Raw genomic sequence first — 17,266 nt, forward strand, 5'->3', positions numbered from 1 at the left:
TGCACCTTCCTTTATACGATGGAAAGTATGCGCTTTGGGCGTAAGCATTTGGTAAACTACAGGTATTAAACCTTTATATACAACAATAGCGGCTGTCGCTATAAACCTAATAGTTGCAGACGCTATTGTTTTGTTGAACCTATATATTACAGTCAGCATTGGTTGCCAGATTCTTCATTTTGTTTTGTCAATACACTTTCCGGACTTTTTAATGTTGTTTTTTCTCTATTCTTCAATCGTTCTGTTGTTTCATCTTTATGGTTATAACATATAGGGCTCTTGCATTGGGTCATTGTTTATTCATCCACTATTGATATTTGGGTTGCCTTATTGACCGTATTTTTCTTTAAGCTCTTTAAGATAATTGCGTCTGGCTAGATAGCAGGCACCAACAATTCCTGCTTCATCTTTTAGGGTAGATAACATTACCTTGCAATCTTTGTTTACCAGGTTTAATGTGTATTTTTTTAAAGCGACTTTTAAGGGCAGTAATAAATAATCTCCAGTTTTAGAGAGGCTACCACCTATAATAATAAGTTCAGGATTTAACAAGTTGATTAGGTTTGCCAGCTCCTTTCCTAGTTTAGTGGCTATTCCTTCCATTATTTCAATACACAATAAGTCTTCATTCTCTATTGCTTGTAATATATTATCTAGGTTAAGACTCTCTGGATTCTTCATTACTTGTTTTGACAGAATTGACTGTTTCCCCTTTAATATTTCCTCTTTGCATATTCTGCAAAAGGCTGAACCTGAGACTTCTGTTTCAAGGCATCCTTTCTTGCCGCAATGGCATAAGATTTCGTTCTCGAAAGCATAAAAATGTCCTAACTCTCCTGCAAACCCAGATTTCCCTTTGACAATATTCCCGTTTATCATAATGGCGGAACCTAATCCCCATCCCAAATTTATATAGATTATATCTTTTTGGTTTTTAATACAGCCTTTGTATAATTCCCCATAAAACATTGAACGCGTGTCATTTTCTATTGTGACAGGATGTCCAAGCTTGTATTCTAAGACTTCTGATATAGGATCGTCCAAGAATGAGAACATCGTGTGGCTTATGCCCTGTATCGGATTTACTCTGCCTGATATATTGATTTGTATGTTTATAATGAGGGTAGTGTTTATTTTACTTTCTCTTACAAACGCATTTATTATGCAACAAAGTTCGTCAAAACTTTGTTGTGTATTTTGGTAGTTGTAAGGTGTATTTTTTATTGATATAATTGTACCTGCAAAATTTATTAAACCAGTTCTAATATAATTTTGCTTTATGTCTATTCCTAAAAAATATCCGACTTGAGGATTTATAGAAAATAACATAGGTGGCCTTCCTTCCCTTTGTTCGAGTTTCCCGATATTTTGTATGTAATCCTTTTCTAATAGTTCGTTTACTAGCTTTCCTGTAGTTGGAAGGCTTAATCCCATCTCTTTAGCGATTTGTGGTATTGACAATGTGTCATTACTCAAGAAATGTGATAAAAGGGTATACGATGAAACTTTTATTTTCTTGTTCTTTTTCTCGTCCATGTTTTATTGTTTTATAAGCTACCTGCAAATATAGTAAAATGCTTTATGAAATTTGATTTTTCTGACTTTATAAAAAAAAGAGTCTTTATTAAATAAACTGTCGGGTAATAGTGGTATAATAAGTGGAAGGTGCAACGTATAAACTAAAACAATTAATAAACTATTTGATAAAAAACACATAAATAACAATTATATTATGTTGTATAGCATCTTTTTGGAAGAAAATTGTCTTTACTCAGAAAATATTTGGTTTTTATTTTAGTAAGTATAGATTTAATCTATATGTTTGTTTTGTAATAATCAATTAAAATTAAAAATCATGGAAAAAATTATTGGATTAATTGATGCTCCCTTTACTCCGTTTTATGAAAATGGAGAAGTGAATTTGGAGCCTATTGGAACTTATGCTAAAATGCTTGCTAAAAATGGTTTGAAGGGCGTATTTATTAACGGTTCATCTGGTGAAGGCTACATGCTGACCGAAAAGGAACGTATGGAACTAGCTGAAGAATGGATGAAAGTTGCTCCCAAAGACTTCAAGGTAATTGTGCATGTAGGAAGCTGCTGTGTAAAAGCAAGCAAGATGCTGGCTGAGCACGCTCAGAAGATTGGTGCATGGGGTATTGGGGCTATGGCTCCTCCATTCCCAAAAATTAACCGTATTGAGGAACTGGTGGAATATTGTGAGGAAATTGCGGCAAGTGCGCCGAATCTTCCTTTTTATTATTATCACATCCCGGCATTCAATGGTGCTTTCTTGCCAATGGTAGAATTTCTGAAAGCTGTGGACGGACGTATTCCGAATTTCGCAGGTATAAAGTATACGTATGAAAGCATCTATGAATACAATCAGTGCCGTTTGTACAAGAATGGTAAATTTGATATGCTGCATGGACAGGATGAAACAATTCTTCCGTCATTGGCTATGGGTGGTGCACAAGGTGGTATCGGCGGTACAACTAATTATAACGGAATCAATTTGGTTGGCATCATCGATGCATGGAAAGCGGGTGACATCGAAAAAGCTCGAGAATTGCAGAATTTTTCTCAAGATGTAATCAACGTGATTTGTCACTACCGCGGTAATATCGTGGGAGGTAAACGAATCATGAAGCTCATCGGACTGGATTTGGGTAAGAACCGTATTCCATTCCAGAATATGACAGACGAAGAAGAAATGCGCATGAAGGCAGAATTGGAAGCCATCAACTTCTTTGACCGTTGCAATAAATTCTAAAATCACTTTTATGTCTATAGAAATTTACGCTAAATATTGGGCCGAGAATTATAAAGAGGATCTTACCCATAACATTATGCCATTCTGGTTAAAGTATGGTCTTGACAAGGAATACGGTGGTATATATACCTGCGTAGCACGTAATGGACAGTTGATTGATACCACTAAATCTGTCTGGTTTCAGGGACGCTTTGCTTTTATTTGTTCGTTTGCATATAACAATATAGAGAAAAAACCTGAATGGCTGGAAGCAGCCAAGCTTACACTTGACTTTATCGAAAAGTATTGTTTTGATACCGATGGGCGAATGTATTTTGAGGTAGCAGCAGATGGTACTCCGCTGCGGAAAAGAAGATATGTATTTTCTGAAAGTTTTGCCGCCATTGCCATGTCTGAATATGCGCTGGCCACAGGCAATAAGGAATATGCTCAAAAAGCATTAGACTTGTTCAAACGCATGCGCCACTTCTTGAGTACTCCGGGCATACTTGAACCAAAATATTTACCAGCGGTTCAGGCGCAAGGCCATTCCATCACCATGATCATGGTTAATGTGGCTTCCAGTATCAAGAAGGTGATTTCAGACCCGGAACTTGATGCACAGATTGAAGAATCCGTTTATGCACTGAAAAATTATTTCATGCATCCTGAGTTCAATGCCTTGCTGGAAATGGTTGGTCCTAAAGGAGAATTTATTGATACAATGAATGGCCGTACTATAAATCCAGGACATTGCATTGAAACCTCTTGGTTCTTGTTTGATGTAGCACGTAACATGAACGACAACAAAGAACTCATCGGCATGGCACTGACCATCCTTGATTGGTCCTGGGAATGGGGATGGGATAAACAATACGGTGGTATTATCAATTTCAAGGATTGTAAGAATCTTCCTCCTCAGGACTATTCACAGGACATGAAATTTTGGTGGCCACAGACAGAAGCCATTATTGCCAACTTATATGCATATAGGCTGACCAAGGATGAAAAATACTTGAAGCGTCATAAACAAATCAGTGACTGGGCGTATGCTCATTTCCCTGACAGCGAATTTGGAGAATGGTACGGTTATCTGCATCGTGACGGTACAATAGCACAGCCTGCGAAAGGTAATCTCTTTAAAGGTCCTTTCCATATTCCAAGAATGATGATAAAAGGGTATATGCTATGTAATGAAATCTTATCTGAATAATTTAAACATCTAGTATATGAAAACATGCTTGTTAGTATTAGTTAGTATCTTTTTGCCTGTGATAGCTTTTGCGCAAAAAGCTATCACAGGATTAGTCCTTGATAATCTGAATGAGCCAATCATCGGTGCTTCTGTCCTTGAAAAAGGAACATCTAATGGGACAATTACTGATTTGGATGGAAGCTTTAATCTGACCGTATCTCCTCAAGCTACTTTGGTAATTAGTTATATTGGATATGCTACACAAGAAATCCCAGTTGCAGGTAAGAGCTCTTTTAAAATTGTCTTAAAAGAAAATACAGAGCAGTTGGAAGAAGTCGTCGTTATTGGTTATGGCGTTCAGAAAAAATCTAGTATGACTGCTTCTGTTGCTTCTATTTCTAGTAAAGAAATAGTAAAGCAGACTTCTTCAAATGTTGCATCTGCATTGCAGGGACGTACCCCGGGTGTTGACGTGATTCAACAAGGCGGGATTGCCGGTGCTGATGTAAATATCGTTATCCGTGGTGCTGCAACCTTTGGTTCCACTGAACCTTTGTATGTAATTGACGGAGCTTTCAGTAATAGTGGCTTGTCTTCTTTGAACCCCAATGATATTGAGTCTATTGAGGTATTGAAGGATGGTTCTGCTGCTGCAATCTATGGCTCACGTGCAGCCAACGGTGTTGTCTTGATTACGACAAAGAAAGGAAAACAAGGTAAACCGGTTATAGAGATAGACGGTTCTTATGCTTTCCAGACTCCTACAAATATTCCAGATTTTTTGGATGCTTCTCAATGGCGTGAATTTGCCAATAAGGTGGCTGATAACAGTGGTCTTGCTCATGCTCCAGAAAATGATAATCCTACAAATCCTAATCAAAATACAGATTGGGCAAGAGAATGGATTCAGTATGCTCCAATGTGGAATTTGAATGCTTCAATTTCAGGCGGTGGTGAAAATTCTACATTCAATACGAGTCTTGGTTATCTGGATCAGACAGGTATGACCATCTATTCAGACTATAAGCGCTATAATTTCCGTGTAAATTCATCTTTCAAAAAAGGAATCTTCTCTTTGCAGGAGAATTTGGCTATTACACATCGTGACAAGACTCCTACAACGGCATTTAATATCTCGCTTCCTACTCTTCCCATTTACGATGATCAAGGTCGTTTGGTTTCTGGAGGTGCAGACTATTACATCAATCCTGAAGATGGACAGTCTCAAAATAAGATTGCTCCTCTTTATTATACAGATCGATACAATAAGGTTACTGATGTTATTGGTTCGTTAAGTGCTTCACTGGATTTATATAAAGGATTGAAATATAAAATTACATTTAGTGGTAATTACAGCAATTCTCATAACTATACTCATACTCCAGAATACTATTCCAAGTGGAATGAAGACGGTACTCCTGATACGAATTATGGTAATACACGTAACAGTATTTCTGAAAGCCGTGGAGAAGAATGGAATTATACAATTGATAACTTGCTTACTTATAACAATACTTTTGGACGTCATACCATTGATGCATTGTTGGGTACCAGTTGGATGAGAGAATACTATCGCTCTATGAGTTTGTCAACAATCAATGACTTAGGTGGTACGTCAATAACAGGTTTTTCTAATGTTGATGGTAAGATTTCAGCAGGGGATACAAATGCTGCTCTTCTTTCATTCTTTGCGCGTTTTAATTATGATTATGATAACAGATACTTGCTTTCTTTAAGTATTCGTCGTGATGAATCATCCAAGTTTGCTAAAGACTGTAGAGTCGGTTATTTTCCCTCAGTTTCTGCTGGTTGGAATGTACATCAGGAAAAGTGGTTTAGGAATAAGGTGATGAGTAAATTAAAGCTTCGTGCAAGTTACGGTGAACTTGGTGCGAATTTTCTTGATCCTTATAGCTTTGACAATATTGCTTTCGGTCCTATTCCTCATACATTTGGTGGTGTACGTTATACGAATGGACGTGCTGCTTACTTGAAAACAGCTAACTTGAAATGGGAAACGGCAAAGACTGCAGATATTGGTTTGGAATTTGGTTTCTTGAATAATGAATTGACTTTCCAGATTGACTATTTCTACAAGAAGAATATTGACTTGTTGGCTCAGATTGATTTAAACCTGTCTTCTGGACAGATTTTTGAGATTAACAGTTCAAGTGAAAAACCTTATGTAAATACGGCTTCTGTAGAAAATAAAGGCTGGGAGTTCATGGCAAATTATCGTAAACAGATTACAAAAGACTTGAGTATTGATGCAACATTCAACTTCAGTACACTGCAAAATAAGGTATTGGCATTAGGAGAAAATGTGCAGCCTATCACGTCGGGAGCTATGTCAAGTTATTTCAATGACTCTCCTTCAATTACCATGCCGGGCTATCCTATCGGCTCTTTCTATGGTTATACTATTGATGGCTTTGATGCTGACGGTAACTTCATCTTTACTGATACGGATACAAATGGCATAGTTAATGCAGAAGATAAAGTTATTATTGGTAATCCTATTCCTGATTTTGATTATGGTTTGAATCTATCAATGACTTATAAGGATTTTGATTTGACTATGTTCTTTCAGGGCGTATATGGCAACGATATATTTAATCAGATGAAATACACTTATTATTTTGACTATTCAAATAACTGTGTTACTGATGTGTTAAATGCCTGGACTCCGGATAATAAGAATACGGGTATTCCTATAATGAAAACAGATAATACGCGTGGTGGCAACTCTTTGCCAAGCACTTTCTATATTGAGGATGGTTCTTATCTTCGATTGAAGAATTTCCAGATTGGATATAATTTCCCAGAGAAGATCCTTAAGAAGATTGGTTTTAACCGCTTACGCCTGTATGCTGGTATCCAGAATTTGTTTACCATTACTGGATATTCTGGTTATGACCCTGAAGTAAGTTCAAATGCTTTGTTTTCTCGTGGTATAGATTCTTCTTCTTATCCTAATGCTAGAACATATACTTTTGGTTTTAATGCCTCATTCTAAATACTGATATTATGAAAATAAACAATAAAATAGCTATAGTCTTATTTGCTGGCAGTCTGATGTTTTCTGGTTGTAGCGATGTTTTTAACGAACTTGCTATCAATCCTAACCAGCCGAGTATGGGTGCATATTTTACTTCACCCTCAGCGGTGAATGATGCCGTTGTGACAATGTATGGATATATACAGACTCAACGTTGTTTGGGCGCTTCTGGTTCTAAAACTCAAATTATCCGTTCCGATGAAGCCTCTTCCAATTCGGATTATGCAAAGCCTGGTATGTATGGAGCAGACTTGAATGCCAGTTACTATACAATTGAGCAACCTTATACTCTTATGTATACTACAGCTTCACAGGCAAGTTTTATCATTGAAACAATAGATAATGTAGATTTTGGGAATCAGCAGGACTTGAAAAATGCCTATATTGGTGAAGCATATTTTTGGCGTGCCTTTGCACATTTCTATCTGCTTACAAACTATCGTCAGGTTTCTCCTATAAGACATATGCCTCAGGATGCTTCGGATTATGTTCGTCCGACAGAAGCCCCATCAAGCGTGTGGGATTTTATAATTGAAGATTTGAAACAAGCTAAGGCGTATCTTCCCAATAAAGGCTTCTGGAGTAGCGATGATGCAGGTCGTGTGACCAAGGCGTCAGCTGCTGCGTTGCTTGGCAAAGCTTATCTCTATAGAAGTGGTATTGAGCATTTTTACGGTTCCGAAACCACCACTTACTATTCAGAGGCTGCTAGTGAATTTAATGAGATCATCAAGGGAGTATATGGTAAATACGAACTTGCTCCCGAGTATTCTTATAATTTTGATATTATCCACGAAAATGATGCAAATCCAGAATCAATTCTAGAGATTAATTTCTTAGGTGATGTAGACAACGCAGGATTTAACCCTGGTACAGCAACCTCAGGTCTGGCTTTTGATTCACGTGGGCTTTTATTGCCAGGTGCAGGCGTTGGTTATGAAGGCGTTGCTCATAATTGGTTATATAATGAGTATGTAAATTCAATTGATAAGAATGGATTTACAGATATTCGTATGTTCTCCACATTGATGTTTGATGACCGTAAGCCTGAAATCAAGCTTCATCAGGATGCACAAGGTAATCCTATTCGGTTAGAAGGTCCTGGTGGAAAACATTGGGAAGATTTGTATCCTGAAACTAATGGAAAAGAAGGCTTTCAGACTCAATCCAATGCCTTGGCCTATCCATTTAAAGCTGGTATAAAGAAAGGGGTTGACTTTTCCATGCCTATACAAACGAATACAGATGGAAGTGTAAAGCTGACAGGTGTTGGTGGTGGTGTGAAAGAATATGTATATAACCAGCCGCGTGCCAATGGTATGAATTGGAGATATATCCGATATGCTGATGTTCTTTTAATGTATGCAGAAGCTGTTCTTAATGGTGGTACGCAGGGGGAAAAAACACCTTTGGATGCAATCAATGAAGTCCGTCGTCGCGCTGATATGGCTGACTTGACCAGTGTAACGATGGGTGATCTTAAACATGAACGAATCCTTGAATTTGCATTGGAAGGCCATCGTTTCTATGACTTGTTGCGTTGGGGTGAATTATCCACTCGTTTCAAACAGTTGCAGAGCGAAGATCCAAACTTTAAGAAGTTTGTAAGTGAAACTGATTTTCAGGGCTTCGTTGCCAATAAGCATGAATGGCTGCCTATTCCTATTAACGAAATGAACTCTAATCCTTATATTGAATCAAACAATCCAGGTTATTAATAATTTATGAAAACACAATACATCTTATCGTCTTTAATGCTGACATTTTGTTTTAATGTAGCTGTTCAAGCTCAAACAAGAATATCAGCTAATGGTATAGAACTTCCTGCCCAGTGGCCACCTCGTTATGAGGTGCCCGCTAAGGCTCAAGATATGCCGGTGCCGTATCTGCAAAAAAAACCGGATGTAATACCGGTAAATGTAGGAAGGCAGTTGTTTGTTGATAATTTCCTGATTGCAGAAACAAATCTGGAACAGATCTCGCATCAGCCTAATTTTTATGAGGGTAATCCGGTTCTTCAGCCAGATAAGGAATGGGAAAAAACGATTGAAGGTGCTCCTTATGCTTCTCCATTCAGTGATGGCATCTGGTATGATGAGAAAGATAAAAAATATAAGATGTGGTATCTGGCTGGAGCAGGTTCTATCCATAAACAGGATAAACAGACCTTTTATACAGGATATGCAGAATCGGAGGATGGAAAACACTGGACAAAGCCTGTTCTTGATATTTATAGGCAAACCAATATTGTAGATACATGTAATCGAGATGCTGCTACTATATGGCTGGATAAGTTTGAAAAAGATCCGGCAAAGAGGTATAAGATGTTCAACGTTGAACGTCGTCCCACTGACAGACGCTGGCAGTTTGTCCTTAAATACTCAGCTGACGGTATCCATTGGTCTGACGGTGTAGCACAGTCTGGTGATCTTTATGATCGTTCATCAGCTTTCTATAATCCATTTAGAGGTGTTTGGGCATTGAGCATGCGTTATGGTACTCCTGTTTCATCACGCTCCAGGTCTTATCTTGAAAATGCAGACCCAGAACTGGCTGTAAGTTTTGCGCACAGGACGAACAGGACCACTGCAGATAAGAATATTGTATTCTGGTTTACTCCAAGTGACAAGGAACCTCGCCATCCGAAGTTTCCAGAAGTTGATCCGGGCATTTACAATTTTGATGCGATTGCCTATGAAAGCATTATGTTGGGAATGTATAGTGTCTGGCAAGGACCGGAGAATAACATTTGTGCCGAACACGGAATTCAAAAGAAGAATGAAGTATTCTTGGGATATAGCCGTGATGGATTCCATTTCTCACGCCAGTCATTCAAACCTTTCATGGGTGTAAATGAAACTGAAGGGGCATGGAACTGGGGTAATATGCAGTCTATTAATGGTGTTCCTTTGATTGTTGGTGATTCTCTTTATTTCTATTCCAGCGGACGCCGTTTGAATACGATAATGTGGGATAGTTATACTTCTACGGGTCTGGCTACTTTACGTCGTGATGGCTTTGTTTCTATGCATGCGGGTAAAGAGGAAGGCTTTCTGATAACAGAGAAACTTTCTTTTGATGGAAAATACTTGTTTGTCAATGCTGATGTGAAAAATAAGAAAGCTTCTTTGTCTGTTGAAGTTCTTGACGAAAATGGCAGCCCGATAAAAGGATTTACCCGAAAAGAATGTGTTGAGCTTAAGAAGGTAGATAGTACGAAACAGCTGATTGTTTGGAAAGACAATAAGGATCTTTCTCCTCTTTCTGGAAAGAATATTCGTCTGAAATTCTATGTGAAGGATGCTGATTTGTATGCCTTCTGGATTTCTCCTTGGGAAAGCGGTGAAAGCCGTGGTTATACAGGTGGTGGAGGTCCCGGCCTCTCTGCCGATGGTATTGATAAACCTGTGAAATAGCAATCATGAAACTGTTTAAATATTTATGTTTTGTCGTGGCTGCAGCTGTTGCTTACAGTTGTAGTGATGGCACACCAAGCAATGCAGATCCGGAAGCTCCCGAAAGCCCGACTCCGGAGGGACCTGAAGAACCAGAAATTCCGTCAGACCCGAATTTGCTGTATAATGGTATTAAACTTCCTGATGTTTGGCCTCCGGTTCGTTCGTATACTTCAGATATAGAAAAAGGGATGTCACCTTTCTATCTGGAAACTAAACCCGAAGTAATTAACATTTCAATAGGAAGACAGTTGTTTGTGGATGATTTTCTTATTAAATCTACAACGCTGAAAAGAGTTTTCCATTATCCAGAATTGTATGCAGGTAATCCCGTCTTAAAGGCTGATAAGCCTTGGGAAATGACTGGTACAAAAGGGGCTTCATTTGCTGCACCTTTTAGTGATGGTGTGTGGTATGATGAAAGTGAACAGAAGTTTAAGATGTGGTATATGGGCGGTGGCGGTTCCTATTCAGTTAATGGTGCAGGTGTTATGTGTTATGCCGAATCTACTGATGGTATTAATTGGACGAAGCCAGACTTGTCTATTGTGAAAGGAACCAACATCGTAGATTACAATTCAGACCGCGATGCTTCTGTCGTGTGGATTGACAAGCAGGAAGAAAATAGTTCTAAACGTTATAAAATGTTTTTGGTTGAAAGGGTTGATTCCAAATGGAGATATACCTATAAAACATCTTCTGATGGAAAGATATGGCGTGAAACTGCAAATTCAAAAGATATTGCTGACCGCTCAACGGTGTACAAGAATCCTTTCCGCAATAATTGGGTCTTCAGCATGAGACATAATGTTAGAATCAATGCTTCGAAGCTTGTACGTGCCCGTGACTATAATGAAAATGAAGATCCTGTAGCAGGAACGAAGAATGCAGAAGCGCAATTGGGCGCATTTTGGTTTGGTCCTTGGCCAAATGAGTTGCATCATCCATCTTATCCTGATGTAGATCCGGCGATTTATAATTTGGATGCAACTCCTTATGAGAGTCTTATGCTCGGTTTCTTTTCAGTATGGGCTGGACCGGAAAATGATGTATGTGCCAGCGATAATGTAATCAAACGTAATCAAGTTATGGTGGGTTACAGTCGGGACGGCTATAGTTGGTATCGCGAAGACATGAATCCTTTCATTCCGGTAAGTGACAATGCTGTTGCGTGGAATGCTGGTAATGTACAGTCTGTAGCAGGTTCTCCGTTGATTGTAAATGACAAGTTATATTTTTACGTCAGTGGCAGACGCCTTGATAATGGAAATGAAGTTACAACAACAGGTCTGGCTACATTAAGACGTGATGGATTTGTTTCAATGGCGGGCAGCGGAGAATTGACAACCAATAAACTTCAATTTGCTGGCAAGTTTTTCTTTGTTAATGCAAAGATTAACGGTTCATTAAAGGTTGAGCTATTGAATGAAAATGGTGAAGTCATAAATGGTTTTTCAAAAGATGATTGTAATCTGATAACTGGTGATAATACAAAAAATCTAGTGACATGGACTTCAAACCAATCACTGGATTCTATTCAAGGAAAAAATATTATTGTTAAATTCTATCTTGATGACGGCGACCTATATTCTTTCTGGATTTCTGCAGATGAATCTGGAGTAAGTCAGGGCTATACAGGTGGAGGCGGACCTGGTTGCAATGTTAACGGTCAAGATAAAAAATGAATGAAATATGAAAAAGATATTTTACTTATTAACGATTGGTATATTATTGTTCTCTTCATGCAAAGATGACGATACCGTATATAACACCGCTGCAAAAGCAGCTTTTGAGTACGTTGAGAATACGTATATGATTGGTGATGCCATTCAGTTTACAGATAAATCTGTCCCTTCTGAAGGTAATTCTATTGTAGTTTGGGAATGGAAGTTCGGTGATTCTGATGACAGCAAATCTTCAGAACAGAATCCTTCTCATACTTACAGTGCCAGTGGAACATTTACTATTACTTTAACTGTTACTGACAATAATGGTTTGAAAGCCCAGGCATCTAAAGACATTACAATCCTTGATCCTGATAAATTAATTAATATTACCTGGCAAACTCCATTGTTGGGCGCGATTGAAAGCACTGTTTCTCCAGCTCTTTCTGCTGACGGTAATACTGTATATGCTATTGCTGACCAGTCTGCCGATAATGCTTATGATGTGCAGCTGAAAGCATATGATGTGGCTTCCGGGTCAGTTAAATGGTCATTTAATGTGAACGATGCTTTGGCTGCAAGAAATTCCGGTGGTGGGGTGAGGCTTATTTATGCGAGTCCTGCTGTAGGTACAAATGGTGATGTTTATGTTGTGGCTCGTGATTTGAAAAATTCTGGATCGGCCCGCAAATCGTACTTATTTGCTGTTTCCTCAGACGGTTCATTGCATTGGGCATATGGCTTTGGCATTGATGCTAATTTAAACTATGTTACACCTGCTGTTGATGCAAATGGCTATATCTATATTGGTCATACCACAAATTCTCCTTATGCAGTAACTGTTCTGAATCCAACAGATGGTTCGTTAGTTAAACAGATAAGTGTACCTGTTGGCATTACGTCAGGTTTGTCTGTATCGAAAAATGGTGAAGTTTATTTCTGTGCTTCTTCTGCTGGTTTATATAGCTATGATATAAATACCGGTTCACAGAAGTTTAATTATAATCCATATTCGAGCGTCAACAGTGCCGTTACAATAGATTCAGATGGCACTATCTATACGGTTGGTAAAACTTCTTCAGGTGCTGCTGTCTGTGCTGTTAATCCTGACGGAACTGAAAAATGGCAGGTTGCCCTTCCTTCTTCTGTAAGTTACGGTGGTGTAGTTATTGGTGAAGACGGTACATTGTATGCAACGGGTGGTAGTGTGATTGCTGATCAGGAAACAGGTGGCATTGTTGCATTGGATAAAGACGGTAATCTGAAATGGCATTTTGCTACGGCTGAGAGTGTAACAAACTGTGTGCCTGTGATAGATAACCGTGGATATATTCATTTTGTTACTGATAATGCGGTTTACTATATTGTTAAACCTGACGGCACAGCTTATGCTTCACTGAAAGTTGGCGAAAAATCAAATTCATCTCCTGTTATGAATGCAGACGGAAATGTGTTGCTCAGTGTTGAGGCTGAGGCTGGTGTTTCTGTCGTATTAAATCTTTCTACAGGTGCTTCATCTGTTGCTAATTCGGCATGGCCAATGAAGGGTCAGAATTGGCAGCGAACAGGTTTGCAGAAATAAGAACTATAATGAGGCTGTGTCAAAATGAAGATCTGCTTTCATTTTGTCATCTAAGGGGACATAATGGAGGATCTCGAAAACATAAGCTGATGTACACGAGATTGGCTTCGCTGAACACTGTTTCTTTGCTCTGCTTAGAATGACATTGGCAGTCATTTCCTGTTTTGACACATCCTCATATAAACCTAATACTTATGAGATTATTGGTCCTTTTTATAATATCAAGTTTTTTATTTTTAAACTCACTTTATTCAAGAGAGGGCAGAAATCTCTTGTTGGATAAATCTCTTGTTTCAGAAACGGATATGCATTTTAAATATCATGTTCCTGTATATTATGCATTCAACCCGATTTTAAAAGCTGACAAGGCGTGGGAGTTTAATAAAAACGGAGATCCTTATGCGGCTCCCTTCAGTGGTGGAGTATGGTATGATGAATTGTCTGGAAAATTTAAAATGTGGTATTCTGCTGGTGGAGGAAAGACGAATGGACTTATCACCTGTTATGCGGAATCAAATGATGGAAAAGTTTGGTCTAAGCCTGATCTGGATGTGGTGCCAGGTACAAATATTGTCGATACAGTAGAACACGACTGCGTTTCTGTTTTGCTTGATAAATTTGAACAAAGAGCAGACAGAAAATACAAGATGTTTTTGGTCGCTTTCAATAATTCAGGCTCTGTAAGCATGAAACTGAAGTACTCTTTCGATGGCATTCATTGGAGTGATACAAAAGCGGTTTCAGGTGAATTGTATGACAGGTGTGCTGTTTACTATGATCCTTTTATAGATAAGTATGTATTATCCTTGAAGACAATCAATGGCGTTTATCGTCGGGCAAGGTGTTTTTTGGCTGATAAAGACCCCGAATTGGCGGTAAGTTTGGCGCATCGTACTTTTATTAACGGAGAGGATAAGTTCATACGCTTCTGGTTTAATGCCGATGCCGATGACCCTCGACATCCTTTGTTCCCGGATTTGCGCCCACAAATTTATAATCATGAGGCTATGCCGTATGAGAACTTGCTGCTTGGTTATTTTTCAGTATGGCAAGGTCCGGAAAACAAAGAGTGCGTAAAGCTTAAGGTACAAAAAAGAAATGAGATTCTTATTGGTTGGACGAAAGACAGCTTTAATTGGAATCGTGAAAATAAAAAGCCTTTTTTGCCAGTGGATGAGAATCCTGAGGCTTGGAATGCAGGGAATATTCAGTCCGTAGCAGGATGTCCAATAATTGTTGGTGACTCGCTTTATTTTTATATGAGCGGCAGATATAATAGCCGTCCTGTTCATCCGTCAAACTTTGCTACAGGATTGGCTACTTTACGCCGTGATGGGTTTGCTTCTTATCATTCAGATAAAAAAGAATGTTTTTTGCAGACAAGAACAATTGAGGTTTCTAATCCCTATTTATTTGTAAATGCGGAGGTTAAAGGATATTTATACGCTGAATTGCTAGATGAGAATTCAAATGTCATAAAAGGTTTCTCTAAACACGATTTCAAAATTATTAAAAAGATAAACTCAACAAAATTGCAGCTTAGTTGGAAGAACGAAGACATAAGCTCTTTAATAGGTACAAAAATATCAATAAGGTTTTATACTAGAAATACGGATATATACTCTTTCTGGTTCTCAAAAACAGAAAAAGGGTTAAGTGGAGGGTATACTGCCGGAGGAGGTCCTTTGCTGTCTCCTACAGGTATAGACCAATAATTTAATTAATAGTATCAGAAAATGAAAAACTCAAAGATTTATCCTTGGATAGTAGTCGGTTTATTGTGGGGAGTTGCACTTCTTAATTACATGGACCGACAGATGTTAAGTACAATGAAAGAAGCCATGCAGATTGATATTGTTGAATTGCAGTCTGCGGCAAACTTTGGTCATTTAATGGCGGTGTTTTTATGGATATATGGACTGATGAGCCCAATATCTGGTATTATCGCCGACCGTTTAAGCAGAAAGTGGCTGATTGTAGGAAGTTTGTTCGTTTGGTCTTCTGTAACTTATTTGATGGGTATTGCAAACACATTTGATCAGGTATTTTGGCTGCGTGCTGTCATGGGAATCAGTGAAGCTCTTTATATTCCGGCAGCATTGTCATTGATCGCTGATTATCATGTAGGAAAGTCACGCTCATTGGCTATTGGTATCCACATGACAGGTCTTTATACAGGTCAGGCCGTTGGTGGCTTTGGGGCGACTGTTGCTGCTGCATTCTCATGGCATACAACTTTCCATTGGTTCGGTATTATTGGCATTGCTTATGCAGTTGTGCTGATGTTGTTCTTACGCGATAAGAAGTCGGAAGTTGAAATGGGGAGAACTCAGCCGCTTGCACACAAGGAAAATGTATTTACCAGCTTGAAGTCTTTACTTACCAATGTGGCTTTTTGGGTCATTCTTCTTTACTTTGCAGCTCCAAGTTTGCCTGGTTGGGCAACAAAGAACTGGCTGCCTACTTTGTTCGCAGAAAACCTGGATCTTCCAATGTCACAGGCTGGGCCTATCTCTACAATTACGATAGCTGTGTCTTCATTTATAGGTGTGATAATAGGTGGTACTTTATCGGATAAATGGGTTCAAAAGAATTTGCGTGGCCGAGTGTATACAGGTGCTATTGGTTTGGGCCTAACCATTCCTTCACTGCTTTTACTAGGCTTTGGCCATAACATTGTGGCTGTTGTTGGAGCTGGCTTGTTATTTGGTATAGGCTATGGTATATTCGACACTAATAACATGCCGATTCTTTGTCAGTTTGTTTCTTCAAAACAAAGGGCTACCGCTTATGGTGTAATGAACATGGTAGGTGTGTTTGCCGGCGCCTTCATTACGAATCTTCTCGGTCAATGGGGTGATAGTGGTAATTTGGGCCTTGGTTTTGCAATGCTGGCAATTGTCGTTGCTATTGCCCTTTGCGCACAATTGTATTTCTTACGCCCAAAAACAGATAATGTGGAATAATAAATTTACCGATTATGATAGTTTCAAATTTGCAGAATAGTGAAAGGATTGAATCCTTGCATCCTTTGTTCAAGATGTTGTTTGATTATGTAAAGACGCATGACCTGCTTCATATGGAATGTGGAAGAATAGAGTTGGCCGGGGATGATTTGTTTATCAATAATGTAAACCCCATTTGTGTTTCGGCGTCAGATCAGGTATTGGAAGTTCATCGTGATTATATTGATGTGCATATCCTTCTTGAGGGGAAGGAAAGAATCGGATGGAAAGCTTTTGAAGATGTAAATCAGTTAAAGCAAAGCTACCAAAAAGAAGGCGACTGTGCATTGTATTCTGATGAACCTACTTTATTTGTGGATTTGCTTCCTGGTCAATTTCTTGTCGTTTTTCCGGAAGACCCTCATGCCCCGGTTATAGGAGAGGGTAAGATCAGGAAGTTGATAGGTAAAGTGCGGCTCTAATAAATTTCTTCGATATTCAGAGCCTGCTGAAATTTTTGTAAATCAGTGAGGCATACCGGAATGATCTGTGCCCCAAAAGTTAGGCAATACTTCTGATTTTTTTAGGGTGCAGATCATTTGTATATTGCGCGTC

Annotated in this window: 11 protein-coding genes; 10 read left to right on the top strand and 1 reads right to left on the bottom strand. The window is 38.7% G+C overall.

The annotated features are described in order from the left end of the window. Positions 1-327: 327 nt before the first annotated feature. On the bottom strand, positions 328-1,536 hold the full coding sequence (locus QUW60_RS14190; protein WP_289561275.1) for an ROK family transcriptional regulator: 1,209 nt from the start codon (positions 1,534-1,536) through the stop codon (positions 328-330). Positions 1,537-1,855: 319 nt separating this feature from the next. Between QUW60_RS14190 and QUW60_RS14195 the strand changes: the two genes are divergently transcribed. The 10 genes from QUW60_RS14195 to QUW60_RS14240 all read left to right on the top strand — a co-directional run bounded on the left by QUW60_RS14195 (position 1,856) and on the right by QUW60_RS14240 (position 17,133). After that, complete coding sequence (locus QUW60_RS14195; protein WP_289561277.1) at positions 1,856-2,773, top strand: dihydrodipicolinate synthase family protein; 918 nt, start codon at positions 1,856-1,858, stop codon at positions 2,771-2,773. A 10-nt stretch (positions 2,774-2,783) separates the two neighbouring features. Beyond that, a complete protein-coding gene (locus tag QUW60_RS14200) occupies positions 2,784-3,965 on the top strand; it encodes an AGE family epimerase/isomerase (RefSeq protein ID WP_289561279.1) in 1,182 nt (393 codons plus the stop codon). Between the two features lie 16 nt (positions 3,966-3,981). Then, positions 3,982-6,963, top strand: coding sequence for a SusC/RagA family TonB-linked outer membrane protein (locus QUW60_RS14205; RefSeq protein ID WP_289561281.1), 2,982 nt, complete (start codon positions 3,982-3,984; stop codon positions 6,961-6,963). 11 nt (positions 6,964-6,974) lie between these two features. Then, on the top strand, positions 6,975-8,723 hold the full coding sequence (locus tag QUW60_RS14210; protein ID WP_289561283.1) for a RagB/SusD family nutrient uptake outer membrane protein: 1,749 nt from the start codon (positions 6,975-6,977) through the stop codon (positions 8,721-8,723). A 36-nt stretch (positions 8,724-8,759) separates the two neighbouring features. Then, entirely contained in the window at positions 8,760-10,421 is a 1,662-nt protein-coding gene (locus QUW60_RS14215; RefSeq protein WP_289561296.1) for a glycoside hydrolase family protein, read from the top strand. Between the two features lie 5 nt (positions 10,422-10,426). After that, positions 10,427-12,145: a glycoside hydrolase family protein gene (locus QUW60_RS14220; protein ID WP_289561285.1), complete on the top strand. Its 1,719-nt coding sequence runs from the start codon at positions 10,427-10,429 to the stop codon at positions 12,143-12,145. A 7-nt stretch (positions 12,146-12,152) separates the two neighbouring features. After that, the gene (locus QUW60_RS14225; protein WP_289561288.1) at positions 12,153-13,706 is read left to right on the top strand and encodes an outer membrane protein assembly factor BamB family protein; all 1,554 of its coding nucleotides are present in this window, start codon (positions 12,153-12,155) and stop codon (positions 13,704-13,706) included. A 194-nt stretch (positions 13,707-13,900) separates the two neighbouring features. Beyond that, positions 13,901-15,421: a hypothetical protein gene (locus QUW60_RS14230; RefSeq protein ID WP_289561290.1), complete on the top strand. Its 1,521-nt coding sequence runs from the start codon at positions 13,901-13,903 to the stop codon at positions 15,419-15,421. 21 nt (positions 15,422-15,442) lie between these two features. Continuing rightward, complete coding sequence (locus QUW60_RS14235; protein WP_289561292.1) at positions 15,443-16,672, top strand: MFS transporter; 1,230 nt, start codon at positions 15,443-15,445, stop codon at positions 16,670-16,672. A gap of 14 nt (positions 16,673-16,686) precedes the next feature. Next, the gene (locus QUW60_RS14240) at positions 16,687-17,133 is read left to right on the top strand and encodes a NanQ anomerase/TabA/YiaL family protein (protein ID WP_289561294.1); all 447 of its coding nucleotides are present in this window, start codon (positions 16,687-16,689) and stop codon (positions 17,131-17,133) included. Positions 17,134-17,266: the final 133 nt, after the last annotated feature.

Source organism: Bacteroides gallinaceum (assembly GCF_030373775.1).
Taxonomy (GTDB): Bacteria; Bacteroidota; Bacteroidia; order Bacteroidales; family Bacteroidaceae; genus Phocaeicola; species Phocaeicola excrementipullorum.

What these genes read in the sequence shown, in the direction of transcription:
- QUW60_RS14195 (WP_289561277.1), top strand. Translation starts at nt 1,856, where the DNA reads ATGGAAAAAATTATTGGATTAATTGATGCTCCCTTTACTCCGTTTTAT.
- QUW60_RS14230 (WP_289561290.1), top strand. Translation starts at nt 13,901, where the DNA reads ATGAGATTATTGGTCCTTTTTATAATATCAAGTTTTTTATTTTTAAAC.
- QUW60_RS14240 (WP_289561294.1), top strand. Translation starts at nt 16,687, where the DNA reads ATGATAGTTTCAAATTTGCAGAATAGTGAAAGGATTGAATCCTTGCAT.
- QUW60_RS14190 (WP_289561275.1), bottom strand. Translation starts at nt 1,536, where the DNA reads ATGGACGAGAAAAAGAACAAGAAAATAAAAGTTTCATCGTATACCCTT.
- QUW60_RS14205 (WP_289561281.1), top strand. Translation starts at nt 3,982, where the DNA reads ATGAAAACATGCTTGTTAGTATTAGTTAGTATCTTTTTGCCTGTGATA.
- QUW60_RS14215 (WP_289561296.1), top strand. Translation starts at nt 8,760, where the DNA reads ATGCTGACATTTTGTTTTAATGTAGCTGTTCAAGCTCAAACAAGAATA.
- QUW60_RS14220 (WP_289561285.1), top strand. Translation starts at nt 10,427, where the DNA reads ATGAAACTGTTTAAATATTTATGTTTTGTCGTGGCTGCAGCTGTTGCT.
- QUW60_RS14235 (WP_289561292.1), top strand. Translation starts at nt 15,443, where the DNA reads ATGAAAAACTCAAAGATTTATCCTTGGATAGTAGTCGGTTTATTGTGG.
- QUW60_RS14210 (WP_289561283.1), top strand. Translation starts at nt 6,975, where the DNA reads ATGAAAATAAACAATAAAATAGCTATAGTCTTATTTGCTGGCAGTCTG.
- QUW60_RS14225 (WP_289561288.1), top strand. Translation starts at nt 12,153, where the DNA reads ATGAAAAAGATATTTTACTTATTAACGATTGGTATATTATTGTTCTCT.
- QUW60_RS14200 (WP_289561279.1), top strand. Translation starts at nt 2,784, where the DNA reads ATGTCTATAGAAATTTACGCTAAATATTGGGCCGAGAATTATAAAGAG.